The sequence below is a fragment of the Massilia sp. Masssp94 genome, assembly GCF_059491305.1.
Genome location: NZ_CP168501.1, coordinates 4,728,079 through 4,754,793 on the forward strand (window position 1 = coordinate 4,728,079; position 26,715 = coordinate 4,754,793).

A 26,715-nucleotide genomic window follows, 5' to 3' on the forward strand; every position below is an offset into this window, starting at 1 on the left:
TTAATCCAGTCCACATCGCGCCCGAAGTGCGCTAGCATGCCGGCGTACCCCACCACGAGGCGCCGACCATGTCCGAACACGATCCCGAACTCATCTCCGCCAGCCTCGCGCCCGATTCCGAGGCGCGCGCCGCCATCGACCTGGCCACGCGGGGCCACCAGATCTATCCCGTCCTGGGCGCGGACGACATCCAGCGCCTGCGCCGCTTCGGCACGTGCCGCACGTGGCCGGACGGGGCCACCGTGTTCCGTGCCTGCGTCGATTCGCCGGGCATGGTCGTCGTGCTGGCGGGGCGGTTGTCGTGCAGCCGGACGGACGCGCTCGGCAAGCGGGTCGAGGTCGTCGAGTACGGGCCCGGCCAGTTCAGCGGCGAAGTGGCGCAATTGTCGGGCCGGCCGCCGCTCGCGGACGGCTTCGCGGTGGGCGAGCTGGAAGCCCTCGTGCTCGACGCGGAATGCCTGCGCGCCGTGATCGTGGCCGAGGCCGAGCTGGGCGAGCGCCTGATGCGCGCGTTCATCCTGCGCCGTGTGCAGCTCATCAACAACAAGCCGGGCGGCCCCATCCTGATCGGGCCGAACGCCCACGCAGGGCTGTTCGAGCTCGAGAATTTCCTGTCGCGCAATGCCTACCCGTACACGCGGCGCGATCCGGCCACGGACCCGGAAGCGGCCCAGCTCGTGCGCGAGCACTGGCGCAACGAGTCCGACTGGCCGCTCGTCGCGCTGCCGGACGGCTTCGTGCTGAAGAACCCGACCCTGGCCGAAGTGGGCCGCTGCCTCGGCACCTTGCCCCGCATCGAACGGGGGACCGTGTTCGACGTGCTGGTCGTGGGCGCCGGTCCGTCCGGCCTCGCGACGGCCGTGTACGCCGCTTCCGAGGGCCTGCGCGTGATGGTGCTGGACCAGCGTTCCTATGGTGGCCAGGCCGGGGCCAGCGCGCGCATCGAGAATTTCCTCGGCTTCCCGACCGGGATCTCCGGCCGCGCGCTCGCGGGCCGCTCGTACGTGCAGGCCCTGAAATTCGGCGCCGAGGTCGCGATTCCCGCGCAGGCCACGCGCCTGCTGTGCCACGAGCGGCCGCTGAAAGTGGAAATGGATGACGGCACCTGTCTGCAGGCCAGGACCGTCGTGCTGGCGTCGGGCGCGCGCTACCGCAAGCCGGACATGCCCAACCTGGCGCAGTTCGAAGGCCGCGGCGTGTACTACTGGGCATCGCCCGTGGAAGCGCGGCTGTGCCGCAACGAAGCCGTCATGCTCGTGGGCGGCGGCAATTCCGCCGGGCAGGCCGCGGTCTTCCTCGCGGCGCACGCGACCGAGGTGCACATGCTCGTACGCCGGGGGCTGGAAGCGACGATGTCGAGCTACCTGATCGAACGCATCGCGGCCACGCCCAACATCCATTTGCACACGCGGCGCGAGATCGCCGCGCTGGAGGGCGACGACAATGGCCTGAGCGCCGTGCGCTGCCGCAGCATCGACGGCGACGACGAGCGTGCGTTCGCCGTGCGCCGGCTGTTCCTGTTCATCGGCGCCGATCCGAACAGCGACTGGCTGCACGAGTGCGGCGTCGAACTGGACGACAAGGGCTTCGTGCTGACAGGCGCCGACACGCGCGCGGAACACGGCGCCCGTTCGCTGGAGACGAGCGTCGATGGCGTGTTTGCCGTGGGCGACCTGCGGGCCGGCTCGACCAAGCGCGTGGCCGCGGCGGCGGGCGAGGGGGCGGCGGCCGTGTCGCAGATCCACGGCTACCTGGCGACATTGGCGGAGCGCTGACCCACGGCGCATGGCGAAACAAGGTTGAGTTGAACCTTCTAGATGACAGCAGGCATAATGCGCCGGCAAGCGGCCGACCGTCCTTCGGCCCAGCCCGAGGAGTGCAATGGCCTTTTCCGTACTGTCATCATCCAGCATGCGGGGCGTGTGCGTCGCCGCGGTCTTGCTGTGCCCGCTCGTGGCCCATGGCGACGACGCCCAGGCACGCCGCCTGCGCGACATCGGCGCCATGGCCCGCTTCGTGCCGGACGAGGCATCGCGCCGGCTGCGCGCGATGGAGTGGGAAATGGCCACCGCCCCCGCGGCGCTGCGGACGGAATTCCTGTACCACTACAGCACCGCCGAGCGCGGCATCGGTGACCTGACGCATGCGCTGACCCTGGCCGACCAGCTCGTCACGTATGGCCGGCGCAACCATGACAACGTCGCCCTGGCGAAAGGCCTGATCGGGCGCGCCAACACGCTTTATTTGCGGGAAGAACTGGCCGCGTCGCATGCGACGGCGTTCGAGGCGGAACGGGTCGCGCTGGCGACGGACGACGTCCCGACGAAGGTGCTGGCGACGATCGCCGCCGGGCAATCGTTCCAGGAGGAGGGCAATTATCCGGAGGCGCTGGCGAAACTGCATGCCGCCGTCGACATGGCACGTCACGTCAAGGATGACGCCGCCCCGCTGGCCAGTGCGCTGCACACGCTGGTGCAGCTGTACCTGAACACGGGCGATTTCGACAAGGGGTGGGAGGCGCAGCGGGAAGCGCTGGCCGTGGCCAGGCAGATGGCCTCTCCGGGCCATATCGCGACGGCGCTGGGCGACGAGTTCGCGCTGGCCGTCGAGCAGAAAGCGTTCGCGCGGGCCCGGCGCGCCCTGTTCGAGGAACTCGCCCTCGAACGCAGCATGGGCGCCCGCCAGATGGTGGCGACCACGCTAGTCAACCTGTCGGATTGCTACCTGAAGGAGGGCCGGTTCCACGAGGCCCAGACGTATGCCGCGCAGGCGCTGGAGGCCGCCCTCGACGCCAGGAGCAACAACGACGTCGCCACGGCCCGCGTCAACCTGGGCCAGGCGCTGCTCGGGCAAGGCCACCTGGCCGAGGGCAAGCGGCACTTCGAAGCCGGCCTCGCGACCTATGAAAAGCAGGGCGACAAGCCCGAACTGCTGGCGGTGCTGCGCGAGTATGGCTACGCGCTGGAGCATGCCGGCGACTACAAGGGCGCCGTCGACGCGTACAACCGCGAGCGCAAGCTGTCGAGCGAGATCTTCGACGAGCAGCGCCAGAAGGCGTTGATGGAGCTGCAGCAGAAGTACGAGGCCGAGAACAAGCAGCGCCGGATCGACGCGCTGCGCCAGGAGAACCGGGCCACGAAGGCGGAGCTGGACAACCGCCGGCTGCATCAACGCATCTGGTGGATGCTCGCCATCGTCTTCGGGCTGGCGTCGGTGGTCGTCGGCCTGCTGTACCGGAAAGTGCGCCGCGCCAACGCCGAGCTGGAAGAGAAGAACCAGCAATTGAAACGGCAGGGCGCGCTCGATCCGCTCACGCTGCTGTACAACCGCCGCCACTTCCAGGAATTCATGGCCCGGACCGGCAACGAGCGCCGCACGGGCGGCGACGGGACCGTTGGGGGCTTGTTCCTGCTGGACGTCGACCGGTTCAAGGACATCAACGACACGCTGGGCCATGCGGCCGGCGACGCCGTGCTGAAGACCGTTGCGCACAACCTGCGCCTGGCACTCCGCGAGACCGACATGATCGTGCGCTGGGGCGGCGAGGAATTCCTCGTGTTCGTGCCGTCGGTCGCGCGCGACGGCCTGGACGAGGTGGCGCTGCGCATCCTGCACGGCATCTCGTCGCATGTCGCCGAGCATCGGGGTACGGTCGTGCCTGTGAGCGTCTCCGTCGGGTTCGCGCCGTTTCCAGTGGCGCTCGGTGGGACGGCGCTGACCTGGGAACAGGTCGTCAATCTCGCGGACATGGCCTTGTACCAGGCCAAGGCGCGCGGCCGCAACTGCGCGTGCGGCGTGCTCGGCTTTCCCGACGGCGCCCCGGCGACGCTGGAGCCGATCGAGCGCGACCTGGAAGAGGCCTGGCGCCAGGGATGGGTCGACCTGTCGGTGGTGCCGGGCGACGTCGAGTACACGATGCCGGTGCGGTCGCGCGCGTGACGCTTGTCCTCCTGTTCAGCCACCCGGCAGGTCGCGCTCGAGTTCGGCGACTTGCGCCAGCCAGCGCGCGACGACATCCAGCTCGTCCGGCGTGAACCCGGCTGTCAGGCGCGCGTTCAGGTCCCGCAGCATGGCGTGGGCCTGGCGGCTCGCGTCCTGCCCCTGCGCGGTCAGGCGCACGCGCGTGACGCGCCGGTCTGCGTCGTCATCCACGCGCTCGATCAGGTCGGCCGCCTGCATCCGCTTGGACAGGTTCGTGACGGCGGCCGGCGCCACCTGCAGTCCCTTCGCGATGTCGCCGACCGTGGCGGGCTCCCCGCGCGACGCGAGCAGGAACAGCAGGCCCGCCTGCGCCGAACTGATGCCGTCCCAGGCTTGCGGGCGCGTCTCGATCCAGCGCTGCAGCACTTTCTGCGCGCGGTTCAGCAAGAAGACGAAACGGGGCGGTTTTTTCGCTGCCGTCATCGCGCCGTTTCCTTAACGGGGCAGTGCGCCAGCAGCCAGTCGGCCACCTGCGGCCAGAGCGTGGGCGCGCACTGGCGGCGGAAAAAGCCCATGTGTCCGATGGCGGGCAGGCGGGCGTCGCGCGGGGCGACCTGGCGCCGCTCCATGCGCGCATTGACGAGCGGTTGCACGAGGATGGAGATGGCGCGCGGATTGGCCCACGGATCGTCGTCGAAGCCGAGCACGAGCAGCGGCACCCGCACACGCGCCATGCGCCGGCGCGCATCCATCGTTGCGTCGTCGAGGAAATAGCCGGGCAGGGTCGTCCAGCGGCTCCATTGCAGCATCACCGTGCGCGGCAGGTCTTCGCCGAGGCCGATCCGGCGGCCCGGCATGTAGCCGAGCACCCGGCACAGGACGGGCGCGAGCAGCCGCATCACGCACCACACCCGGGCCCGCTCGACGGCGCCGCGGATCGTGCGCGTGACGCCCGCATGCGACGCGACGAGCACGCCAGCCGTCAGCATCCCGGTGGCGGACGACAGCGCGATCGCATGCCCGCCGACGCTGTGCCCGACGGCCAGCAGCGGCAGTCCCGGAAAGCGCGCGGCCGCCCAGCGCGTGACGGCCGCGTTGTCGTCCTCCATCCACTCGGCCATCGTCACGGTGCACTGCCGCAGGTCGCGCGGGCGCGAGCGGCCCGTGCCGCGGTAGTCGTACGTCAGCACATGCAGGCCCAGGCCGTGCAGGTAGTGCGCGAACGCCTCGTAGTAGCGCTGCGTGACGGCGGTGGCTGGGTGCAGCAGCACGACGGCGCGGGGATCGGGCGCCTGCCACAGCGTCGCGGCGATCGTGTCCGAGCCGGAGAGGGGAATGGTGACGGATTCCATGGGGGGGGCGGGTATTTAGTTAACGTGTTAACTAATTTAGCGGCCGGCACGGGCATCGTCAATGCCGGAATTAGAGGCCCTCGTCCACAGGCTTGCCCAGGCGCTGTTGCCAAGAACCGGGGTCAGAGCCCGGTTTTAATCAATTTCCTCGAGGCTCAACAGGTTTGCTTTATGGATCTTGCCAAAAAAAGGGCTCTGACCCCGGTTTTCCAAAACAAAACCCGGCACGTGGCCGGGTCTTGTGGTTGAGGCGCTGCCGCGCGTCAGTGGAAGTGCTCGTTCCCCGCCGGGGTGTCTTCCGGCATTTCGGCATGGACGAGCTCGCCGCTCGGGTCGGCGAACAGCGGTGCGCCGCAGTCGTCGCAGTACTCCGCGACATAGCGTTCGCCGATGCGCTTGACGTGGGTGATGCCGACCTCGTTCAGGTGCTTGACGATCTCGTCCAGCGGCGCGAGAGGACGGTCGCCGCCGCCGGCCGGGCCTTCCATCGGCGTGCCGTCCTCGTCTTCCTGGCCGTACAGCGGCCAGACGATGCCGTAGACGACGTCCGGCGACTGGCGCAACGTGAAGCCGACGCGGTATTCGTCGACCTGGCTGTCGTTGACTTCGTCGCCGAAGCCGGCCACGACCGCGCGCAGGTCGTTCGGTTCGACACCCAGCGTATTGGTCAGGTAGTGGACCGCGGCGCGGATCGATACCGGCCGGATCAGTTTATCGGCCTCGCGGCACGCGACGTAATACGCTTCCGGCAGCAGCAGATCGACGCCGCAGCCCGGCAGCAGGCGCGCGATGTTCGGGCCGGCCTGGGCGCGCCATTGCTCGAGGCAGTTCTCGCGCTCCGCTTCGAAATTGATGTGGTGCTGCGGTTCCTGCCAGCGGAACAGCGGGGCGCCCACCGGGGCCACGACGGCCACGAGCAGGTAGCGCGTGTCGGCCAGGAATTGCGACGTGTCCGGGCCGGGCGCGGCCGGCTTCACCGTCGAGCCCTTGTGGGCGGCGGCGGCGAGCTTGTGCGTCAGGCCATAGGTCTCGGCATGGGTGCGCGGCAACTGGTCGATCGAGTACAAGGTCGGCGCGATGGCCAGCTTCGTGTTGTCGGCCAGCAGATGGGCGGAGAAGTGCGCCGTCAGCGTGTTCAGGATGTCGCCGGGGATCGTGCCGGACGCGATCGAGAAACGGGTCCAGGCCAGGATCGGCGCAGCCACGAGCAGCACCTGCCACGTGGTCTCGGTACCGTCCTTGGCCTGCTCGGTCATCGTCGAGGACTCGCTGACCGCCTCGACGCCATCCATCAGGACGTCGTAGACCGCGAGGTCGCCCTTGAACAGGACGTTGAGGGCGGCGTCGATGCTGTCCTGGTGGTTCGTCTTGAGCAGCTTCTGCAGCTGCGTGTCGAGGTTGCGTTCCCAGGTCCGTTCTTCAACGCGGCTGGCGGCCTGCACGATGGCGTTGCTGATGCTGATGAGACGCTGGCTTTCTGCCGAAAGTTTGGGTGAGTCTTTGGAAGGGCGACGCATACGCTTGAGGAGTCTCTTCAGTAAGGTGATTCGTATTCTTGGTTGACATCTCGGGTCATGATAAACCCTTATCCCCGACATTGTAGTTGATTCGCCCACCCCCCAGTAACACGACGGCAAGATTGCCGGCGTCGCATTCCTGCCTCACCCCCGTATTTATCGGCCTTTGTGCTTGCTAAAAGTACTAATCAGAATCATAATGCGAATCGTTCTCATTCATGATCCTGCTTACGACGGCGCAACGAGATGCCCGGCAGGTCACAGCCCCCACACCATGACCACCAAGAAAAACAACACCTTCATCACCAGCCGCAAGCATGCCCGCACGTTGCCGGCCCCGGCACTGGCCATGCTCGCGTCGCTGGCGCTGCCCGCCGTTGCCCATGCCGGTCCGGACGTCACCCCGGATCCCACGATCCCGAGCGTCCAGGTGATGGGTGCCAACCAGCAGCAGCCCACCTCGGCCAACACCAAATTCACCGCACCGCTGCTCGACACGCCGAAATCCGTCACGATCGTGCCGGCCGAGGTCATCGCGCAGACGGGCGCCACGTCGCTGACGGATGCGCTGCGCACCGTGCCCGGCATTACCATCGGCGCGGCCGAAGGCGGCAACCCGGTCGGCGACAACATGTTTATTCGCGGCTACAACGCCCAGACGGACACGTACATCGACGGCATCCGCGACGCCGGTTCGCAGTCGCGCGAGATCTTCGCCGTGGAGCAGGTCGAAGTCGTGAAGGGCCCGAACTCGGCGCTGGGCGGCCGCTCGTCGGCCGGCGGCGGCGTCAACCTGATCACGAAGACGGCGCAGTCGTATGACTTCAACCATGCCAGCATCGGCCTCGGCACGGACAAATACCGCCGCATCACGGGCGACTTCAACCGCAACATCGGCAGCAACAGCGCGTTCCGCCTGAACGTGATGGCGCACGAGAACGACGTGCCGGGCCGCGACGTCGTCGGCGGCAAGCGCTGGGGCGTGGCGCCGACCGTGACGTTCGGCCTGACCGGTCCGACGCGCGCCATCGTCAGCGTCTACCACCTGACCTCGCACGAGATCCCGGACACGGGCATCCCGTTCAACAACCCGGTCACGACCGGCACCAACGTGTCGAAGAACGGCAACGGTACCCCGTTCAACGTCGACCGCTCGACGTTCTACGGCCTCGCCAACCGCGACTTCCGCGACACGAAGAGCGACATCGCGACGATCGACCTGCGCCACGAACTGGCCAATGGCATCACGCTGCGCAACGTCACGCGCTACGGCAAGTCGAACAACGACTACGTGTGGACCCAGCCGGACGACTCGAAGGGCAACACGGTCCTGTACGGCACCGTCTGGCGCCGCGCCAACACCCGCGCGACGGAGACCCGCACGGCGTCGAACGTGTCGAGCATCTCGGGCAAGTTCGACACGGCCGCCATCAAGCATGCGTACAACGCGGGCATCGAGTTCGACCGCGAGACGACCGACCGCGCCGCCTACGTCTTCACGCCGGGCACGAACAACCCGCTGACGAACACGTTCACCTGCCCGACATCGGGCGCCGCGACGCTGTACAACTGCACGACGCTCGTCGATCCGAATCCGTACGATCCATGGGTCTATACCCGCGCCTTGTCGGGCGCGCTGACGCACGTGAACACGAAGACGAAGGCTGCGTACGCGTTCGACACGATCGAATTCAACCCGCAATGGCAAGTGAACCTGGGTGCGCGCTACGACGACTTCCAGACGACGCTGAACACGCTGGCGACGTCGTCGACGGCAGCCGTGACGGCGCACGTCGACAGCACGTTCTGGAGCTGGCAGACGGGCCTCGTCTACAAGCCGGCGTCGAACGGCAGCATCTACCTGGCCTACGCGACGTCGGCGACCCCGCCGGGCAACGACGGCGGCGACGGCCTGGACGCGCTCACGGTGGCCGTGCAGAACCTGCAGCCGCAGCGCAGCAAGAACTTCGAGCTGGGCACCAAGTGGGACGTGATGCCGGGCGGGCGCCTGTCGCTGACGGCGGCCGTCTTCAAGAGCACGATGAACAATGCCCGCGTGACGGCGCCGGACGGCACGACGCAGAACGTCGGCCGCAAGGAAATCAGGGGCGTCGAGCTGGGCTTCTCGGGCAAGCTGTCGTCGCAGTGGAGCGTGTTCGGCGGCTATACGTACCTGGACGCGGAAATCGCGGACAACGGCTACCTGAACATCGGCACGACCGCGAAACCCGTGTACGTCGTCTCGCCGTACAACGGCAACCGCTTCCCGACGACGCCCAAGCACTCGGCCTCGCTGTGGACGACGTATGCCGCCACGAAGGAGCTGACGTTCGGCATGGGCCTGAACTCGATGGCCATGGTGTACGCGAACGTCAACAACAACAAGTGGGTGCCGGGCTATACCCGCTTCGACGCGATGGCCAGCTACGCGCTGAACAAGGACGTCAGCCTGCAGTTGAATGTGCAGAACCTGACCGACAAGCTGTACTTCGACAAGGTCTCGTCGCCGCACTATGCCGGCGTGGGCCCGGGCCGCTCGGCCACCCTGTCGGCCAACGTCAAGTTCTGATTGGGAGGCGCAGTCCATGCTGCTCCATATTCCGGGCGTGCTGACCGCGGACCAGGTGAAGGCCATACGCGCGCGCCTGGATGCGACGGACTGGATCGACGGCCGCGCGAGCGTCGGGAGCCAGGGCGCGCAGGTCAAGCGCAACCGCCAGCTGGCGGAAGGCTCGCCGCTCGCGCTGGAACTGGGCCAGGTCGTGAGCGCCGCGCTGATGGCGAACCCGCTGTTCTTTTCGAGCGTGCTCCCGCTGCGCATCCTGCCGCCGTTCTTCAACAGCTACGCGGGCGGGGAGCACTACGGCCTGCACATCGACGGCGCCATCCGCGCGCAGCGGGGCGGATCACCCGTGCGCTCGGACGTCTCGTGCACCGTGTTCCTGAGCGATCCGGACGAGTACGACGGCGGCGAGCTGACGGTCGTCGACACGTACGGCACGCACGAAGTGAAGCTGCCGGCGGGCGATGCGATCGTCTATCCGTCGACGAGCGTGCACGAGGTGAAGCCGGTGACGCGCGGCGAGCGCGTGGCGTCGTTCCTGTGGGTGCAGAGCATGGTGCGCGACGACTGGAAGCGGGCGATGCTGCTGGAGCTGGATACCAATATCCAGGCCTTGCGCGCGAAGCATGGCGATGGGGCGGAGATGGTGGCGCTCACGGGGCATTATCACAACCTGCTCCGGATGTGGGCGGAAACCTAAGAGGGCAGGGCAGGGGTCAGAGCCCGGTGTTTCTTTTGGGGCTCTGACCCCGGTGTTTATCGGCGCCGCGTCTGGACACCGGGGTCAGAGCACAACCAGCAACACCGTGCTCTGACCCCTCTGCTGGCGATTACGCTGCCAGCAACTGCCGCAGCACGAACGGCAGAATGCCGCCATGCTTGTAGTAATCCACTTCGATCGGCGTATCGATGCGCAGCAGGACCGAGGTTTCCCTGGTCGAGCCGTCGGCGCGGTGGATCACGAGGGTCGCCTGCATCTGCGGACGGATCTCGCCTTCCAGGCCCTTCAGGTCATAGGTCTCGTTGCCGGTGATGCCCAGGGTGTCGACGCTGTCGTCGCCCAGGAACTGCAGCGGCAGCACGCCCATGCCGACCAGGTTCGAACGGTGGATGCGCTCGAACGAACGGGCGATCACGGCTTTGACGCCCAGCAGTTGGGTGCCCTTGGCGGCCCAGTCGCGCGAGGAGCCGGTGCCGTACTCTTCGCCCGCGAAGATCATCGTCGGGGTGCCTTCCGCGATGTACTTCATGGCCGCGTCGTAGATCGACAGCTGTTCGCCGCTCGGCTGGTGGATCGTGATGCCGCCTTCGACCGCCGAACCGTCGGCCTTCGGCGGGATCATCCTGTTCTTGATGCGGACGTTCGCGAACGTACCGCGCATCATGATCTCGTGGTTGCCGCGGCGCGAGCCGTACGAGTTGAAGTCGGCCTTGATGACGCCGTGGTCCTTCAGCCATTTACCGGCCGGACCGTCTTCCTTGATCGAACCGGCCGGGGAGATGTGGTCGGTGGTGATCGAGTCGCCGAACACGCCCAGCGCGCGCGCATTGGCGATGTCGGCGGCGGCCGCCTTCGGGGTCATCTCGAAGTCGCCGAAGAACGGCGGCTCGGCGATGTAGGTCGACTCCGGCCAGTCGTAGACCTGGCCCGATACCGACGACACGGCTTCCCACAGCGCGCCCGGGTTGCCCTTGACGTCGGCGTAGTTGGCCTTGAAGACGTCCGAGTTCATCGCGAGCTTCATCAGGTCGTGGATCTCCTGCGAGGTCGGCCAGATGTCGCCCAGGTAGACGTCGACGCCGTCCGCGCCCTTGCCGACCGGTTCCGTCATCAGGTCGCGCGTGACGTTGCCGGCGATCGCGTAGGCGACGACCAGCGGCGGCGAGGCCAGGAAGTTGGAGCGGATGTTCGGGTGGATGCGCGCTTCGAAGTTGCGGTTGCCCGACAGGACGGCGGCGGCGATGATGTCGTTCGACGTGATCGCGGCGTTCAGTTCCGGGGTCAGGTCGCCGGCGTTGCCGATGCAGGTGGTGCAGCCGTAGGCGGTCAAGCCGAAGCCCAGCTGCGTCAGGTAAGGCAGCAGGCCGGCCGCTTCCAGGTAGTTGGTGACGACGCGCGAGCCCGGCGCCAGCGACGACTTGATGTGCGGTGCGACGGTCAGGCCTTTTTCGACGGCCTTCTTGGCCAGCAGGCCCGCGGCCAGCATCACGCTCGGGTTCGACGTGTTGGTGCACGACGTGATCGCGGCGATCAGCACGTCGCCGTTCTTCACGCGCACGCCGTTGGTCGTTTCGTACACCTTCGACAGGTCTTCCGGCGACTTGTTGAAGCCGTTTTCGCTCGTCGGCTTGGAGAACAGCTCGGCGAAGTTGTGCTTCACGTTGCCCAGTTCGATGCGGTCCTGCGGGCGCTTCGGGCCGGCCAGCGACGGGGTGACGGTCGACAGGTCAAGGTGCAGCACGCGGGTGTAGTCGATCTCGCCTTCCTTCGGGATGCCGAACAGTTGCTGGGCCTTGAAGTAGTTCTCGAAGGCGGCCAGTTCTTCTTCCGTGCGGCCGGTGCCGCGGAAGTAGTCGACGGTCTTCTCGTCGACCGGGAAGAAGCCCATCGTCGCGCCGTATTCCGGTGCCATGTTGCCGATGGTGGCGCGGTCGGTGGTCGACAGCGAGGCGGTGCCTTCGCCGAAGAATTCCACGAACTTGCCGACGACTTTTTCCTTGCGCAGCATCTCGGTGATGGTCAGCACCAGGTCGGTCGCGGTGCAGCCTTCGCGCAGCACGCCGGTCAGGTTGACGCCGATGACGTCCGGGGTCAGGAAGTAGACCGGCTGGCCCAGCATGCCGGCTTCCGCCTCGATGCCGCCCACGCCCCAGCCCACGACGCCGACGCCGTTGATCATGGTGGTGTGCGAGTCCGTGCCGACCAGGGTGTCCGGGTAGTACATCGAACCGTTCTTCATCACGCCGCGCGCGAGGTATTCCAGGTTGACCTGGTGGACGATGCCGAAGCCCGGGGGCACGACGCCGAACGTGTCGAACGCCTGCATGCCCCACTTCATGAACTGGTAGCGCTCGTTATTGCGCTGGAACTCGATCTTCATGTTCAGGTCGAGCGCGTCCGGAGTGCGGAAGTGGTCGATCGTGACCGAGTGGTCGACGACCAGGTCCACCGGGACGAGCGGCTCGATCTTCTTCGGATCGGCGCCGGTCTTGGCGGCCACGTTGCGCATCGCGGCCAGGTCGGCCAGCAGCGGCACGCCGGTGAAGTCCTGCAGGACGACGCGGGCGACGACGAACGGGATCTCTTCGGTGCGGGCGGCGGTCGGGGCCCAGTTCGCCAGCTGGCGGACGTGTTCTTCGGTCACCTTCTTGCCGTCGCAGTTGCGCAGCACGGATTCGAGGACGATACGGATCGACACCGGCAGGCGCGACAGGTTCACGCCCAGCGACTCGGCCAGGGCCGGCAGCGAGTGGAACTGGCCGGTCTGTCCGCCCGCGAGCGGGAATTCCTTCAGCGTATTCAACGTGTTCTGAGACATTCAATTCTCCTTTGTGAGGATTTTGTTGTTGCTTCGTCAAACTGTTTCATGCCGTCGCCCCCGCGGAGGCGGGGGCAAGTACTGGCGCCACCGGAACGCTACATTGGGTCCCTGCCTGCGCAGGGACGACGTGCGGGCGTTCCGGCCCGCACATCAGCTTTTCGGTTCGGCCGGCGCCGAGGCCACCACAGGCGGGTTGGCCTGCTCGGCGTCCTTGCATTCGTTGGCCAGCTGGCGGCTCTGCTTCGAATCGAGCAGGATGCCCTTCGACGGGATGCCGATCCAGACCAGGCCGAGTTTCGCGTTCTCGTAGCGCTGCGCGCCCGTGGTCGTGCCCACCTTGTCCATGCGGCGCAGGTGGTTCTTCCAGCGCAGCGCGATGTGGCTGTCGTCCATCAGGTTGCGGTAGATGGTGACCTTGTTGTTCAACTCGCAAGAATACTCGGCCATCGTCGTGTCGGTGACGTCCGGTTCGGGCTCGTTGTCGACGACCTCTTGCTTAGTGTCCTCTTTTTTCGCCTTTTTATGCTTGGAGGATTTTGCCTTTTGTTTCAGGACTTTGGTCGCTTTGGGATGGGTTTCGGCGGCAGTCGCCGTTGCGCAAAGACCGGCGGCCGCGAGCGCAAAGGCACAGGCGGCTGCGATTTGATTCAGAGTGATGGCCATCAGATGGATTCCGGTTGATTGACGAGTGCCGCCGCGGCATCCGGCAGCGCAAGGCCGGCCAGCTTCGCGCGCTGCAACACCGTCCAATAATATCGGTAGCTGGCGCGGTCGTGCAAGCGGCCACCGTGGGCAATCGGACCCCAGTCCTTCGCCATGGCCGCGGTCAGGATGCTCGTCGCGTCGTTCACCTCCGCGAGGCGCGGCGTGAATGCCTTGACGATCGGCTTGATCTGGTCGGGGTGGATGCTCCACATGCGCGTAAAGCCGAATTCGGCGGCGGCGCGCTGGGCGTCGTTGGCGACGACGGCGCTGTCCTTGATCTCGGTCGTCACATTATGCGAAGGGACTTTGTCATGCGCATGACATGCCGCAACCATCTCCAGCTTCGCCCGGACGACGAGCGGATGGGTAAATTGACCCGGCGTACGCATCGCGGCGGCCGGTACCGCACCGTAGTGGGCCGAGACGAAATCCATGATGCCGAACGACAGGCTTTCGACCTGGGGCAGGGCGGCGATGGCGTACACGTCGTGCAGGGCGCCGTGCGTTTCGATCAATACGTGCAGCGGGAGAAAGTGACGGCCGGCCTTCGCGGCGGCCTGGTTGACCAGCTCTTGCGCGCGCACGACGTCTTCGAGGCTGTTCGGCTTGGGCAGGACGACGTAGGCGAGCTTGTGCGCGGCGGCGCCGACGATGATCTCGACGTCCTGCGCGAAGTGGGGGCTCCCGACGTCGTGCAGGCGGGCGCCGATGCGGTTGTAGCGGTTGTCGTCGCTGTTGATGAGCGCCGCGACCAGTTCCGCGTGCGCGCGCTCGTTGCCGGCGCTGGCGCCGTCTTCACAGTCGAAGGTGATGTCGAAAATGGGACCAAGCTCTTGTTGCAGGGCCATCGATTTGCGCATCAGCTTCTCGCTGCCGGCATAGTGGTCGCAGGCAGGGAGCAGCAGCGGCTGGCGTTGGCCCTGGAATAAAACCTCGGAAGGATGCATGGTGGTTCCGAAAAAAACGGCGGCGCGCCGATGCGCGCCGCCGTTGTGGAATTACTGGCCCAGCAGGTGAGCGACGCCTGCGCGCTCTTCGTTCAGTTCGTTCAGGGTCAGGTTGATGCGCTCTTGCGAGAACGCGTCGATGTCCAGGCCTTGCACGATCTTGTACTCGCCGTTCTCGGTGGTCACCGGGAAGCCGAAGACGATGCCTTCCGGAATGCCGTACGAACCGTCCGACGGCACGCCCATCGTGGTCCACTTGCCGTTGGTGCCCAGCACCCAGTCACGCACGTGGTCGATGGCGGCGTTGGCGGCCGAAGCAGCCGACGAGGCGCCGCGGGCGTCGATGATGGCGGCGCCGCGCTTGCCGACGGTCGGCAGGAACGTGTTGGCGTTCCATTCCTGGTCGTTGATCAGGTCCTTGACCGACTTGCCGTTGACCGTTGCGAAACGGTAGTCGGCGTACATGGTCGGCGAGTGGTTGCCCCAGACGACCATCTGCTCGATGTCGCCGACGGCAGTGCCGGTCTTGGCGGCGACTTGCGACAGGGCGCGGTTGTGGTCCAGGCGCAGCATGGCGGTGAAGTTCTTGGCCGGCAGGTTCGGGGCCGATTTCATCGCGATGTGGGCGTTGGTGTTGGCCGGGTTGCCGACCACCAGGACTTTCACGTCGCGCGACGCGACGGCGTCCAGTGCCTTGCCCTGCACCGTGAAGATCTGGGCGTTGGCTTCCAGCAGGTCTTTACGCTCCATGCCCGGGCCGCGCGGACGGGCGCCGACCAGCAGGGCGACGTCCGCGTCCTTGAATGCGGTCATCGGGTCGCTGTGGGCGGTCATGCCGGCCAGCAGCGGGAATGCGCAGTCTTCCAGTTCCATCATGACGCCTTTCAGCGCCTTCTGTGCTTTTTCGTTGTCGATCTCGAGCAGCTGCAGAATGACCGGCTGGTCCTTGCCCAGCATGTCGCCGTTGGCGATGCGGAACAGCAGGGAATAGCCGATCTGGCCGGCCGCGCCGGTAACGGCAACGCGCTTAGGGGTTTTAGCCATGATGAATCTCCAAAGTGGGAAAGAAAAACGGGGCGACGCAGAGGATACGCCAGTTTGGGAAAACTGCAATCATACCAAAAGCACTACCCACGAGCCGGGCGTGCGACGGTTGCCGACAGGCGGGGCGCCCACGCTCGATCGATCGCGAGTGTATGCCCGTACGATTCCATCTGTCAATTCATATCATATGTCTTATATAAGACACATAATCTGAGGGTTTCTCCACTGGACGGACAATGGGATTTATGAAAAAATCGATGTCTATGAACCCAGCCCCGTCCAATCCGAACAGCAATGGCGCCACGACTACGAGCGCCGGCAGCGCTGTCGGCGGCGCGGCGCCTTCCCCCACATTCTCTCCACTTTACCAGCAGATCAAGGCGCTCATCACGCAGAGCCTGCAGTCCGGCGAATGGAAACCGGGCGAGCTGATCCCCAGCGAAGTCGAGCTGGCCGGCCGCTACAAGGTCAGCCAGGGCACCGTGCGCAAGGCCATCGACGAGCTTGCCGCCGAGCACCTCGTCGTGCGCCGCCAGGGTAAAGGTACGTTCGTCGCGACCCACAACGAGGCGCGCGCCCACTTCCGTTTCCTCAAGCTGATGCCCGACGAGGGCGTCCCCCAGCATTTCGATCACGAATACCTCGAGGTGAAGCGCATCCGTGCGCCGGCCGAGGTGGCGCGCCTGCTCGACCTGAAATCGGGCGACGCGGTCGTCTATATCAAACGGCTGATGAGCGACGGCGGCGCGCCGACGATCCTGGAAGAACTCTGGCTGCCGGGGCAGTTGTTCAAGGGACTGACGGCCGAGCGTCTCGCGGAATACAAGGGCCCGATGTATGGACTGTTCGAATCGGAATTCGGCACGCGCATGATCCGCGCGTCGGAAAAGATCCGGGCGGTAGCGGCCGATGCACCGACGGCGCAGGCGTTGAAAGTACCGGAAGGAACGCCGCTGCTGTGCGCGGACCGGGTGTCGTTCACCTATGGAGACAAGGCGGTCGAGTTGCGGCGCGGGCTGTATCTGACCTCCAAGCATCATTACCAAAACGAATTGTCGTGAATTGTTTTTGCGGCGGATCTATGCTGCTGCATGAATCGCTTGCAGCGATTACAATGCCTTGATTTTGGGCAAGCGTCGAAGAGCAACCCGGCGTAGTCCGGAGTCAATATAAATAAACGCTTTAAGGGAGGTGTTCCAATGTCCGAAGCCGTGAAGAACGCGCAAAAAAGAGGGCAGCCGATCCGTAATGTGAACATTACGGATATCACGATGAACTACAAGCAGCCGCCGTCGGCCATCGTGTCGATCCTGCACCGTATCAGCGGCTTCGTGCTGTTCCTCTTCCTGCCGTTCCTGCTCTACCTGTTCGAGCAGAGCATCCGTTCCGAGATCTCGTTCGCGCACTTCGCCGGGATCGTCAGCCATCCGTTCACGAAGATCGTCATCCTGGGCCTGTCCTGGGGCTACCTGCACCACTTCTGCGCCGGCATCCGCCACCTGTTCATGGACAACCACATGGCCCTGGACAAGGACGCGGCGCAGCGCACCGCGCGTTACGTGCTCGTCGTCGCCCTGGCGCTGACCCTGCTGGTCGCTCTCAAACTGTTCGGAGTGTTTTGATCATGGCTACCCCCAAGAATATCGGACAGCGCCGCCTCGTCGTCGGCGCGCACTACGGCATGCGCGACTGGCTCGCCCAGCGCGTCACCGCCATCGTGATGGTCATCTTCACCGTCATCCTGCTGGTCTCGTTCCTGACCGGCCAAAACTTCACCTACGAAGGCTGGGCCGGCCTGTTCGCCCGCCAGTGGTTCAAGCTTTTCACGATGGTCACGTTCTTCGGCCTGTTCTACCACGTGTGGGTGGGCATCCGTGACATCTGGATGGACTACGTCAAACCGGTCGGCATCCGCCTGACCCTGCAGATCGCCACGGTGCTCTGGCTGCTCGCCTGCGCCGCCTGGACTGTGCAAATTCTCTGGAGCGTGTAATCGTGGCAGCAATCAACACCAACATCCCCGTCCGCCATTTCGACGTCGTCATCGTCGGCGCCGGCGGCTCCGGCCTGCGCGCGGCGCTGCAACTGTCCGAAGCGGGCCTGAACGTGGCCGTGCTGTCGAAAGTGTTCCCGACCCGCTCGCACACGGTCGCGGCGCAGGGCGGCATCGGCGCATCCCTCGGCAACATGAGCGAGGACGACTGGTACTGGCACATGTTCGACACCGTCAAGGGGTCGGACTACCTGGGTGACCAGGACGCCATCGAATTCATGTGCCGCGAAGCCCCGAAGGTCGTGTACGAGCTGGAACACTTCGGCATGCCGTTCGACCGCAACCCGGACGGCACGATCTATCAGCGTCCGTTCGGCGGCCACACCGCCAACTTCGGCGAGAAGCCGGTGCAGCGCGCCTGCGCCGCGGCCGACCGTACCGGCCACGCGCTGCTGCACACGCTGTATCAACGTAACGTCCGCTCGCGCACGCACTTCTTCGTCGAATGGCAGGCGCTGGACCTGGTCCGCAATGCCGACGGCGACGTCCTCGGCGTCGTCGCGCTGGAGATGGAAACGGGCGACGTCATGATGCTGCAGGCGAAAACGACCGTGTTCGCCACGGGCGGCGCGGGCCGTATCTTCGCCGCGTCGACCAACGCCTTCATCAACACCGGCGACGGCCTCGGCATGGCGGCACGTGCCGGCATCCCGCTGCAGGACATGGAGTTCTGGCAGTTCCACCCGACCGGCGTGGCCGGCGCGGGCGTGCTGATCACGGAAGGCGTGCGCGGCGAGGGCGGTATCCTCATCAACAGCAACGGCGAACGCTTCATGGAGCGCTACGCGCCGACCCTGAAAGACCTGGCGCCGCGCGACTTCGTCTCGCGCTCGATGGACCAGGAAATCAAGGAAGGCCGCGGCGTGGGCCCGAACAAGGACCACGTGCTGCTGGACCTGCGCCACATCGGCGCGGACACGATCCGCAAGCGCCTGCCGTCGATTCTCGAGATCGGCCACAAGTTCGCCAACGTCGACGCGACCAAGGAACCGATCCCCGTCGTCCCGACCATCCACTACCAGATGGGCGGCATCCCGACCAACATCCACGGCCAGGTCGTCACGCCTGACGGTACCGGTTCGCAAAAGGTCGTCAACGGCCTGTACGCGATCGGCGAATGCTCGTGCGTGTCGGTGCACGGCGCGAACCGCCTGGGCACGAACTCGCTGCTGGACCTGGTGGTCTTCGGCCGCGCGGCCGGCAACCACATCGTCGCGCAGAACCTGAAGGAGCAGGGCAACCGCGCGCTGCCGAAGGATTTTGCCGACTACGCGCTGGGCCGCCTGAACCGCCTGGAAAATTCCACCGGCGGCGAGAAGGTGCAGGACGTGGCCAACGCGATCCGCGCGACGATGCAGAAGCACTGCGGCGTGTTCCGCACGCAGGCGCTGATGGACGAAGGCGTCAAGGAAATCATGGCCCTGGACGAGCGCCGCAAGCACGTCTCGTTCAAGGACAAGTCGAAGGTGTTCAACACGGCGCGCATCGAAGCGATCGAGCTGGACAACCTGATCGAAGTGGCCAAGGCGACCGTCGTGTCGGCTGCGGCGCGCAAGGAATCGCGCGGCGCCCACGCCCACAGCGACTACGAGCAGCGCGACGACGTGAACTGGATGAAGCACACCCTGTTCTACTCGGAAGGCAACCGTCTCGACTACAAGCCGGTGGTGACCAAGCCGCTCACCGTCGACACGTTCAAACCGAAGCCCCGCACGTTCTAACTAGGTACGAAATAATGGCACGCACAGTCCACCTGAAGATTTACCGCTACGATCCGGACAAGGATTCGAAGCCCTATATGCAAGACGTCACCGTCGAGCTGAAAGACACCGACAAGATGCTGCTGGACGCGCTGCAGCGCATCAAGGCCGACGTCGACGACTCGCTCGCGCTGCGCCGCTCGTGCCGCGAAGGCGTGTGCGGTTCGGACGCGATGAACATCAACGGCAAGAACGGCCTGGCCTGCACGACGAACCTGAACGAGCTGACGCAGCCGATCGTGCTGCGTCCGCTGCCGGGCCTGCCGGTCATCCGCGACCTGATCGTGGACATGACCAACTTCTTCAAGCAGTACCACTCGATCAAGCCGTATTTGATCAACGACTCGATCCCGCCTGAAAAGGAGCGTCTGCAGTCGCCGGAAGAGCGTGAAGAACTCGACGGCGTGTACGAGTGCATCCTGTGCGCGTGCTGCTCGACGTCGTGCCCGTCGTTCTGGTGGAACCCGGACAAGTTCGTCGGTCCGGCCGGCCTGCTGCAGGCGTACCGCTTCATCGCCGACTCGCGCGACGAGGCAACGAACGAGCGCCTGGACAACCTGGAAGACCCGTACCGCCTGTTCCGCTGCCACTCGATCATGAATTGCACGGACGTGTGCCCGAAGGGTTTGAACCCGAACAAGGCCATCGGCAAGATCAAGGAATTGCTGGTACGCCGCGCGATCTAAACCCGGCTCATCGAACCGAAACAGTAAAACTACCGTACTGCCGGCCTCCGGCAGCCGGAGTATAGTGTTGACCCAACAACGGACTCTAGTGTGAATACGCATCAATCCGACCCCGCCAACCGTGCCCGCCTGCGCTGGCGCGCCCGCCGCGGCCTGCTCGAGAACGACCTGATCCTCACGCGCTTCCTGGATGCGCATGAAGAAACCATGACGGACGAGGAAGTCGATGCGCTGACCCGTCTGCTGGACCTGGCGGATAACCCGCTGATGGACCTGCTGCTGGGCCGCGCCGAGCCCGAAGGCGAGGTCGACCTCCCGCACGTCCGCGCCCTGGTGGCGCGGCTGCGGCAAGCCTGAGCGAAACCGGAAGATTTCGTTTTATTTTGTCTTGTAGACTCACCTCCCAAAGAAGGAAGTGCCATGAACATCTCTGATACCAAAGCCACCCTGTCGTTCTCGGACGGCAGCCCATCGGTAGACATGCCGATCTACAAAGGCACGATCGGCCCGGACGTCATCGACATCCGCAAGCTGTACGGCCAGACCGGCAAGTTCACCTATGACCCTGGCTTCATGTCGACCGCCGCCTGCCAGTCGGCCATCACCTACATCGATGGCGACAAGGGCGAGCTGCTGTACCGCGGCTACCCGATCGAGCAACTGGCCGTCAACTGCGACTTCCTGGAGACCTGCTACCTGCTGCTGAACGGCGAACTGCCGAACGCCAAGCAGAAGGAAGAATTCGTCGCCACCGTGACCAAGCACACGATGGTCCACGAGCAGATGCAATTCTTCTTCCGCGGCTTCCGCCGCGACGCGCACCCGATGTCGGTGCTGGTCGGTACCGTCGGCGCCCTGGCGTCGTTCTACCACGACTCGCTGGACATCAACGATGCCAAGCAGCGCGAGATCTCGGCCATCCGCCTGATCGCCAAGCTGCCGACCCTCGTCGCCATGGCATACAAGTACTCGATCGGCCAGCCGTTCGTGTACCCGCGCAACGACCTGTCGTACAGCGCGAACTTCATGCGCATGATGTTCGGTAACCCGTGCGAAGAGTACAAGGTCAACGACGTCCTCGTCCGCGCCCTGGACCGCATCCTGATCCTGCACGCCGACCACGAGCAGAACGCATCGACCTCGACCGTCCGCCTGGCCGGTTCGTCGGGCGCCAACCCGTTCGCCTGTATCGCAGCCGGTATCGCCTGCCTGTGGGGCCCGGCACACGGCGGCGCGAACGAAGCCGCACTGAACATGCTGAAGGAAATCGGCTCGGTCGAGAACATCCCGGCCTTCATCGAGAAGGTCAAGGACAAGAACTCGGGCGTGAAGCTGATGGGCTTCGGTCACCGCGTGTACAAGAACTTCGACCCGCGCGCCAAGCTGATGCGCGAAACCTGCCACGAAGTGCTGAACGAACTGGGCCTGCAGGACGACCCGCTGTTCAAGCTGGCGATGGAACTGGAAAAGATCGCCCTGAACGACGACTACTTCGTGTCGCGCAAGCTGTACCCGAACGTCGACTTCTACTCGGGCATCGTGCAGTCGGCCCTGGGCATCCCGGTCTCGCTGTTCACCGGTATCTTCGCGATGGCCCGTACCATCGGCTGGATCGCCCAGTGGAACGAGATGATCGCCGATCCGGAACAGAAGATCGGCCGTCCGCGCCAGCTGTTCGTCGGTTCGACGGTCCGCGACGTGCCGACCATCGACAAGCGTTAATCGACGTATCCCGTCGTCGGAAAGCGAGTCTGCGGGCTCGCTTTTTTTACGCCTTCGTATAAAATATACGGTGTATAAATAAGGAGACTTCATGACGACCGGACACGTATTCATCGCCACGAGCCTGGACGGCTACATCGCGCGCCCCGACGGCGACATCGGCTGGCTGCTCGCCCGCGACGACCCGAACGAAGACCACGGCTACGATGCGTTCATCGCCGACAAGGACGCGATCGTGATGGGCCGCGGCAGCTACGAGAAGGTGGCGACGTTCGACACCTGGCCGTACGACCGGCCGGTGCTCGTGCTGTCGCGCCAACTGGCCGGTACGCCCGTTCCCGACCGCCTGCGCGGCAAGGTGCGTTTCGCGGACCTGTCACCGCCCGATGCCATGCGCGCCCTGGAGCAGGAGGGCGTCCGCCGGGTCTACGTGGACGGCGGCCAGGTCGTGCAGGCATTCCTGCGCGCCGGGCTGATCGAGGACATGGTCATCACGACCGTGCCCGTCCTGATCGGGGCGGGCCGGCCGCTGTTCGGGGCACTCCCGGCCGACCGCGACCTGGCCCTCGTCGCCAGCCGCAGCTTCCCGTCGGGCCTCGTGCAATCCACGTACCGCGTGCTGCCATGACGCGCCCGCGCGGCCGGCCCGCGCGCGGGCAGGGCGTCACGCGCGACGCCATCCTGGATGCCGCGCTGGACCTGCTGGACGAGGATGGCGACGCCGGCCTGACGATGCGCGCGCTGGCGGCGCGGCTGGGCGTGACGCCGATGAGCCTGTATCACCACGTGACCGACCGTGCCGGGCTGTTGCGGGCGTTGTCGGACCGGTTGTATGGCGACGTGCTGGAGGGTGTCGACGCGGCCGCCGGTCCCATCGACGGGATCCGGACGCTGCTGACGCGCTATCACGACGCCGTCGTCGCGCACCCGCAGCTGACGCTCGCGATCTTTGCCGAGCCGGCGGCCTTCGCCGGCGCGAGCCGTGAGATCACGGACCGCCTGACTGCGCTGCTCGCGGCCGTCACGCCGGCGCACCTGTTGTGGCGCGATATCCTCGTCGACCACGCGCACGGCAGCGGCCTTGCGCTCATCGCCGCGCGCGCCGACGCGGCGCGCGTGGACGCGTTGCGGGAGGCGTACCGTCAGGCGCTGGACTGCCTGCAGGCGTCATTCAGTCGACGTTGACCAGGGACCCGACCGCATCGATGAAGCGCTGCCGGACCGGCGCGGGGCTGAACTGCTGGACGAAGCGCCACGCGCCCAGGGCGTACTCACCATAGCCGCCGGCGCCTGCCGGCCGCCACGCGGGGGAGCGGACCTGCGCGATATCCGCGGCAAGCGCACGGGCAAGGGCATCGACATCGCCGGTCGGCACCAGGTTGGCAAGGCCACCCGTCACGGCCGGCGTGTTCGAATTGTCGTACGTGATGACCTTGCAGCCGGCGGCCAGCGCTTCCACGATCGGGACGCAGAAGCCTTCGTGGCGGGTCGGCAGCACGAACACGTCGGCATCGCGCAGGATCCGTTCCTTGTCGTCTTCCGGTGCGTCCCCGTGCAGGCGCACGACGATGCGGTCGCCGGCATCGCGGGGCAGGTTGGTGGCCGCCGCCCGCATCATGTCGAGCAGTGCAGGGTCCGAAAACGCGACGTTGGCGACGACGTCCAGCGCCAGGCGGACGTCGGGCCCCGTTTGCGCGAGTACCTGGCGGAGCGCCGCCAGCAGATCCTGCGGGCCTTTCGACCCGACCAGCCGTCCGACGAAGGCGAGACGGACGATGCCGTCGCCGGCACTGGGCTTGTCCGGCACCGGCGCCGGCGGACTGGCGACGGCGAGCGGCAGCACGGTGGCGGGGGTCTCGATGCGCGCCGCGCGCAGCACGTCGAGGTTGATCGCGCTGTCGCACAACACGTGGTCCGCGAACGCGATGTTGGCCATTTGCCGGAACGAGCGGTCGATCGTCTCGTGCTGCGCCGAAGCCACCAGGTGTTTCGGCGTGATGTTGTGGAAGGCCACCACGCGCCGCGCGCCGCGTGGCACGACGGGCAGCAGGTCGAACAGCGTGTAGTAGATGCCGAAATGGAAAAGGACCAGGTCGCTTTGCTGGAAGTGCGCGTCGAACGCCACGTCGGACAGCGCGCCCACCGCGTGACACGCCACCCCGGGCTGGTCGCAGGCGTGGGCATACAGGCGCACATCGTGCCCCGCGGCGCGCAGCCAGCGGTACTGGTCGGCGATGGCGTTCGAAATCGCGTCGTGGCGGACGCAGACGCCGTGGATCAACGACACCTTCATGCCGCTTGCGGGGCGAAGCGCCCACGAGCCAGATCGTACAGCGGCATGCTGGACTGCGCCATGCGCGCCGCGGTGAAATGCTGGACGAACCGCGCGCGGCCGGCCGCGCCCAGCGCCGCGCGCCGCGGCGCGGAAGCGGCGAGATCCAGGATCGCGCCGGCCAGCGCGCCGCAGTCGCCGGGCGGCACGAGGATACCGTTGAGGCCGTCGACGACCACTTCCGGCATGCCGCCGGCGCGGCAGCCGATCACCGGTTTGCCTTCCCGCATGGCTTCGAGGAATACCAGCCCGAACGACTCGAAGCGGCTCGGCGCCACGAACACGTCGCAGTCGCGGTAGGCGGCCCGCAGCGTCGCGTCGTCGACGCGGCCTTCGAACACGACCCGGTCCGCCCAGCGCCGCAGATGTCCTTGCGCGCGCCAGGCGTCCAGGTAGCTGGTGCGCTCTCCGGGCCGGGGAATCGTGTTGTCGCCCAGGATGCGGAAACGGATCGACGGATGCGCGGCCAGCACCTGCGGAATCGCGGCGAGCAGCACGTCGATGCCCTTGCGCGCTTCATGCCTGCCGACGAACAGCACGTCGATGCGTCCGCCCCGGGTCGGGGGCGGCGGCGCGGCGGCCACATCCGGCATCCCGAGCGGGACCGTCATCACGGCGGCGGGATCGAACCGGAATCCGTACGCCTGTTCGATGTCGCGGCGGATGGCCTGGCTGATCGCACGCACCGCATGCGAGCCGCGCATCAGCTCCTGTTCCAGCGCCAGCATCGGCGTGCCGAAATCCGTCATCCAGCGCGCGTCATTGCGCAGGCCGGGATGTTCCTGCAGCCAGAAATGCAGGGTGGTTTGCAGACTCGTGACCAGTGGCCAGCCGCCATCGAGCAGCAGTGCGGCACCCTCCGTGTCCCAGATGGGCGCCTCGACCACGTCGATGGGACGCAGGCTGGCGATGCGGCGCGTCTCCGCCAGCGCCGTCGCGCACCAGTCCCAGACGGCTCGCGGAATCGCGCGCGCGACCGCGGCCGGCGTGCGTGCGCAGCGCTGCACGGCCATGCGATGCATCCAGACCCCGTTCTCCAGGCTCACCTCGTTGGCGCCTTCCGTGATGACGTGCACCTGGTGCCCCGCCTGCGCCAGTGCTTCGGCCAGGTCGCGGTAGAAGACGGCAATGCCGCCGCGGTGCCCGGGAGGATAGTCGCGCGACACCAACACCACCGTGCGCGCGCCGGGATGCGCGCGCGTCGCGAACGGCAGGAAGTCGCCCGGCAGTGGCGAACACGTGTTCGGATCGATGCCCGGGCGGCACCTTTCCAGGCCGCGGCGCAGGCCTGTTTCCCCGGCGCGGACCGCCGCCCCATCGAAGTCGTCGAGCGCCGCCGGCGGCAGGCGGCCGGTGGCGACCAGGTGGACGACGTCGGCGCGCCGCGCGGCGACCCGTTCCCCATGCAGGCGCTCGATGTGCGCGAGCGGGACATAGGCGAGGCCGTGCCTGATCGAAAAATACAGCGAATTCTTCAGGATCGGATACGACGCAACGGTGAGCTGCGCCGCGTCGCGTACCGCGTTCGGCGCGGCATCGTGGTGCACATACGCGTCGGGAAGCTGCCGGATCAGGAAGCCCGCATCGATCAGGCGGCAGCAGACGTCGGTCTCGTCGAGATAGTATTCGATCTCCTCGTCGAAGCCGCCCACCTCCAGCAGCGCGGTGCGCCGGAACGATGCGTTGGTCCCCTGCAGGTAGGGAAAGCGGAACGAGCCCGGAAAGCACAGCGACGGGCTCGCGCCCGAGGCGCGCCAGTCGGTCTCGGCCAGCCGTGTCGCGGTCGCATACCGGTACTGGAACGTGTAGCCGCTGCGGTCGCATACGATGCCGCCGGCCCCGCCGACCTGCGGATCGGCATAGGCGGCCGCCAGGTGGGTCAGCCATTCCGGCTCGGGAATCGCGTCATCGTCGATGAACGCCACCACGTCGCCGCGCGCCATGCGGATACCGATGTTGCGCGACATCGACAGGTTGGCGACGGGGCAGGTCCCGGTGCGGATCCGCGATCCCCATTCAGCAAGCACTTGCGCGGTGTCGTCGGTGCATGGCCCCTGGACGACGATGACTTCGAACTGTCCGGCGTAGCGAAGATGCGGCAGGCTCGCCAGCACGCGCCGCAGCAGGGACGCGCGGTTCAGCGTATTGATGACGATGGAAAAGGACGTCATTGCCCGAGCTGCCGCTCCAGGCGTTCCAGCCGCGTCCGCAACTCGGCCAGTTCACGCGTGAGCCCGCGCAGCGTCACCGGAAGCGACTGGGCGAGGTTTTCGGGATCCTGCAGCACGGCCAGGGTGCGGGCGTTCAGGTCGGACATCGTGTGCAGCAGTGCCGGCAGCTGTTCCGTCGCGAAGCGGTGCTGCCGATCATGGTGTTCCGGCAGTCGGATCAACGCCACCAGTATGCGGACGAGGCGGCCCACGACGGGCCAGCCCGCCAGGGTGTGTACGATGCGTCGCAGTGATGCTGCCATGAAGAGCGATCATAGAAAATTGTCAACTGCGCAATATTAACGTAATCAGCTGTCCATCATGCAGCACTGGATCACGATTCCGGGCTGCGTCAGCGCGA

23 protein-coding genes are annotated in these 26,715 nt (G+C 66.2%); 13 read left to right on the plus strand and 10 right to left on the minus strand.

Going from position 1 to position 26,715, the window contains the following annotated elements; all coding sequences use genetic code 11:
- Positions 1–68 precede the first annotated feature (68 nt).
- Together ACEN9G_RS20875 and ACEN9G_RS20880 are read left to right on the plus strand one after the other, a co-directional pair.
- A complete protein-coding gene (locus ACEN9G_RS20875) occupies positions 69–1,775 on the plus strand; it encodes an FAD-dependent oxidoreductase (RefSeq protein WP_413340603.1) in 1,707 nt (568 codons plus the stop codon).
- A 106-nt stretch (positions 1,776–1,881) separates the two neighbouring features.
- Positions 1,882–3,939, plus strand: a complete 2,058-nt coding sequence (locus ACEN9G_RS20880) for a tetratricopeptide repeat-containing diguanylate cyclase (RefSeq protein ID WP_413340601.1) — start codon at positions 1,882–1,884, stop codon at positions 3,937–3,939.
- Between the two features lie 15 nt (positions 3,940–3,954).
- Here the strand turns inward: ACEN9G_RS20880 and ACEN9G_RS20885 are convergent, their stop codons facing one another.
- The 3 genes from ACEN9G_RS20885 to ACEN9G_RS20895 all read right to left on the minus strand — a co-directional run bounded on the left by ACEN9G_RS20885 (position 3,955) and on the right by ACEN9G_RS20895 (position 6,790).
- Positions 3,955–4,404, minus strand: coding sequence for a MarR family winged helix-turn-helix transcriptional regulator (locus tag ACEN9G_RS20885; RefSeq protein ID WP_413340600.1), 450 nt, complete (start codon positions 4,402–4,404; stop codon positions 3,955–3,957).
- Positions 4,401–5,273, minus strand: coding sequence for an alpha/beta hydrolase family protein (locus tag ACEN9G_RS20890; protein WP_483126906.1), 873 nt, complete (start codon positions 5,271–5,273; stop codon positions 4,401–4,403). The genes ACEN9G_RS20885 and ACEN9G_RS20890 overlap by 4 nt, the downstream gene beginning before the upstream one ends.
- A gap of 263 nt (positions 5,274–5,536) precedes the next feature.
- Complete coding sequence (locus ACEN9G_RS20895) at positions 5,537–6,790, minus strand: DUF2863 family protein (protein WP_413341435.1); 1,254 nt, start codon at positions 6,788–6,790, stop codon at positions 5,537–5,539.
- 274 nt (positions 6,791–7,064) lie between these two features.
- On the opposite strand from ACEN9G_RS20895, the gene ACEN9G_RS20900 reads away from it, so the two are divergent.
- Positions 7,065–9,359, plus strand: coding sequence for a TonB-dependent receptor (locus ACEN9G_RS20900; RefSeq protein ID WP_413341437.1), 2,295 nt, complete (start codon positions 7,065–7,067; stop codon positions 9,357–9,359).
- A 16-nt stretch (positions 9,360–9,375) separates the two neighbouring features.
- A complete protein-coding gene (locus ACEN9G_RS20905) occupies positions 9,376–10,053 on the plus strand; it encodes a Fe2+-dependent dioxygenase (protein ID WP_413341439.1) in 678 nt (225 codons plus the stop codon).
- A 130-nt stretch (positions 10,054–10,183) separates the two neighbouring features.
- On the opposite strand, the gene acnA is transcribed toward ACEN9G_RS20905, so the two are convergent.
- From acnA to ACEN9G_RS20925, 4 genes are all read right to left on the minus strand, one after another.
- Positions 10,184–12,892, minus strand: coding sequence for an aconitate hydratase AcnA (gene acnA / locus ACEN9G_RS20910; RefSeq protein ID WP_413341441.1), 2,709 nt, complete (start codon positions 12,890–12,892; stop codon positions 10,184–10,186).
- A gap of 153 nt (positions 12,893–13,045) precedes the next feature.
- Positions 13,046–13,342 (minus strand): hypothetical protein, encoded by a 297-nt coding sequence (locus tag ACEN9G_RS20915; RefSeq protein WP_413341442.1) that lies wholly within the window; start codon positions 13,340–13,342, stop codon positions 13,046–13,048.
- A 215-nt stretch (positions 13,343–13,557) separates the two neighbouring features.
- The gene (locus ACEN9G_RS20920) at positions 13,558–14,547 is read right to left on the minus strand and encodes an HpcH/HpaI aldolase/citrate lyase family protein (protein WP_413341443.1); all 990 of its coding nucleotides are present in this window, start codon (positions 14,545–14,547) and stop codon (positions 13,558–13,560) included.
- A 51-nt stretch (positions 14,548–14,598) separates the two neighbouring features.
- Positions 14,599–15,591 carry a malate dehydrogenase gene (locus tag ACEN9G_RS20925; protein WP_413342138.1) on the minus strand — a complete coding sequence of 331 codons (993 nt, stop codon included), beginning with the start codon at positions 15,589–15,591 and terminating at the stop codon, positions 14,599–14,601.
- A gap of 263 nt (positions 15,592–15,854) precedes the next feature.
- On the opposite strand from ACEN9G_RS20925, the gene ACEN9G_RS20930 reads away from it, so the two are divergent.
- The 9 genes from ACEN9G_RS20930 to ACEN9G_RS20970 all read left to right on the plus strand — a co-directional run bounded on the left by ACEN9G_RS20930 (position 15,855) and on the right by ACEN9G_RS20970 (position 22,997).
- Complete coding sequence (locus ACEN9G_RS20930) at positions 15,855–16,652, plus strand: GntR family transcriptional regulator (protein ID WP_413342150.1); 798 nt, start codon at positions 15,855–15,857, stop codon at positions 16,650–16,652.
- 138 nt (positions 16,653–16,790) lie between these two features.
- A complete protein-coding gene (gene sdhC / locus ACEN9G_RS20935) occupies positions 16,791–17,213 on the plus strand; it encodes a succinate dehydrogenase, cytochrome b556 subunit (RefSeq protein ID WP_413342140.1) in 423 nt (140 codons plus the stop codon).
- 2 nt (positions 17,214–17,215) lie between these two features.
- Positions 17,216–17,584: a succinate dehydrogenase, hydrophobic membrane anchor protein gene (gene sdhD / locus ACEN9G_RS20940; protein WP_036240800.1), complete on the plus strand. Its 369-nt coding sequence runs from the start codon at positions 17,216–17,218 to the stop codon at positions 17,582–17,584.
- Between the two features lie 2 nt (positions 17,585–17,586).
- The gene (sdhA, locus tag ACEN9G_RS20945) at positions 17,587–19,365 is read left to right on the plus strand and encodes a succinate dehydrogenase flavoprotein subunit (RefSeq protein ID WP_413342142.1); all 1,779 of its coding nucleotides are present in this window, start codon (positions 17,587–17,589) and stop codon (positions 19,363–19,365) included.
- 14 nt (positions 19,366–19,379) lie between these two features.
- Positions 19,380–20,090 carry a succinate dehydrogenase iron-sulfur subunit gene (locus tag ACEN9G_RS20950; protein WP_413342144.1) on the plus strand — a complete coding sequence of 237 codons (711 nt, stop codon included), beginning with the start codon at positions 19,380–19,382 and terminating at the stop codon, positions 20,088–20,090.
- Positions 20,091–20,180: 90 nt separating this feature from the next.
- A complete protein-coding gene (locus ACEN9G_RS20955) occupies positions 20,181–20,447 on the plus strand; it encodes an FAD assembly factor SdhE (protein WP_036240314.1) in 267 nt (88 codons plus the stop codon).
- 63 nt (positions 20,448–20,510) lie between these two features.
- Positions 20,511–21,812 (plus strand): citrate synthase, encoded by a 1,302-nt coding sequence (gene gltA, locus ACEN9G_RS20960; RefSeq protein ID WP_413342146.1) that lies wholly within the window; start codon positions 20,511–20,513, stop codon positions 21,810–21,812.
- Positions 21,813–21,903: 91 nt separating this feature from the next.
- Entirely contained in the window at positions 21,904–22,440 is a 537-nt protein-coding gene (locus tag ACEN9G_RS20965; protein ID WP_413342148.1) for a dihydrofolate reductase family protein, read from the plus strand.
- Entirely contained in the window at positions 22,437–22,997 is a 561-nt protein-coding gene (locus tag ACEN9G_RS20970) for a TetR/AcrR family transcriptional regulator (RefSeq protein WP_483126907.1), read from the plus strand. Before ACEN9G_RS20965 ends, ACEN9G_RS20970 begins: the two co-directional genes overlap by 4 nt.
- Here ACEN9G_RS20970 and ACEN9G_RS20975 read toward each other — a convergent pair.
- From ACEN9G_RS20975 to ACEN9G_RS20985, 3 genes are read right to left on the minus strand one after another with little or no spacing between them, the layout of a single operon-like run.
- A complete protein-coding gene (locus ACEN9G_RS20975; protein ID WP_413345887.1) occupies positions 22,984–24,105 on the minus strand; it encodes a glycosyltransferase family 4 protein in 1,122 nt (373 codons plus the stop codon). The two genes, ACEN9G_RS20970 and ACEN9G_RS20975, sit on opposite strands and share 14 nt — an antisense overlap.
- Complete coding sequence (locus tag ACEN9G_RS20980) at positions 24,102–26,315, minus strand: glycosyltransferase (protein WP_483126908.1); 2,214 nt, start codon at positions 26,313–26,315, stop codon at positions 24,102–24,104. The genes ACEN9G_RS20975 and ACEN9G_RS20980 overlap by 4 nt, the downstream gene beginning before the upstream one ends.
- A complete protein-coding gene (locus ACEN9G_RS20985) occupies positions 26,312–26,617 on the minus strand; it encodes a hypothetical protein (protein WP_413341785.1) in 306 nt (101 codons plus the stop codon). Before ACEN9G_RS20985 ends, ACEN9G_RS20980 begins: the two co-directional genes overlap by 4 nt.
- Positions 26,618–26,715 lie beyond the last annotated feature (98 nt).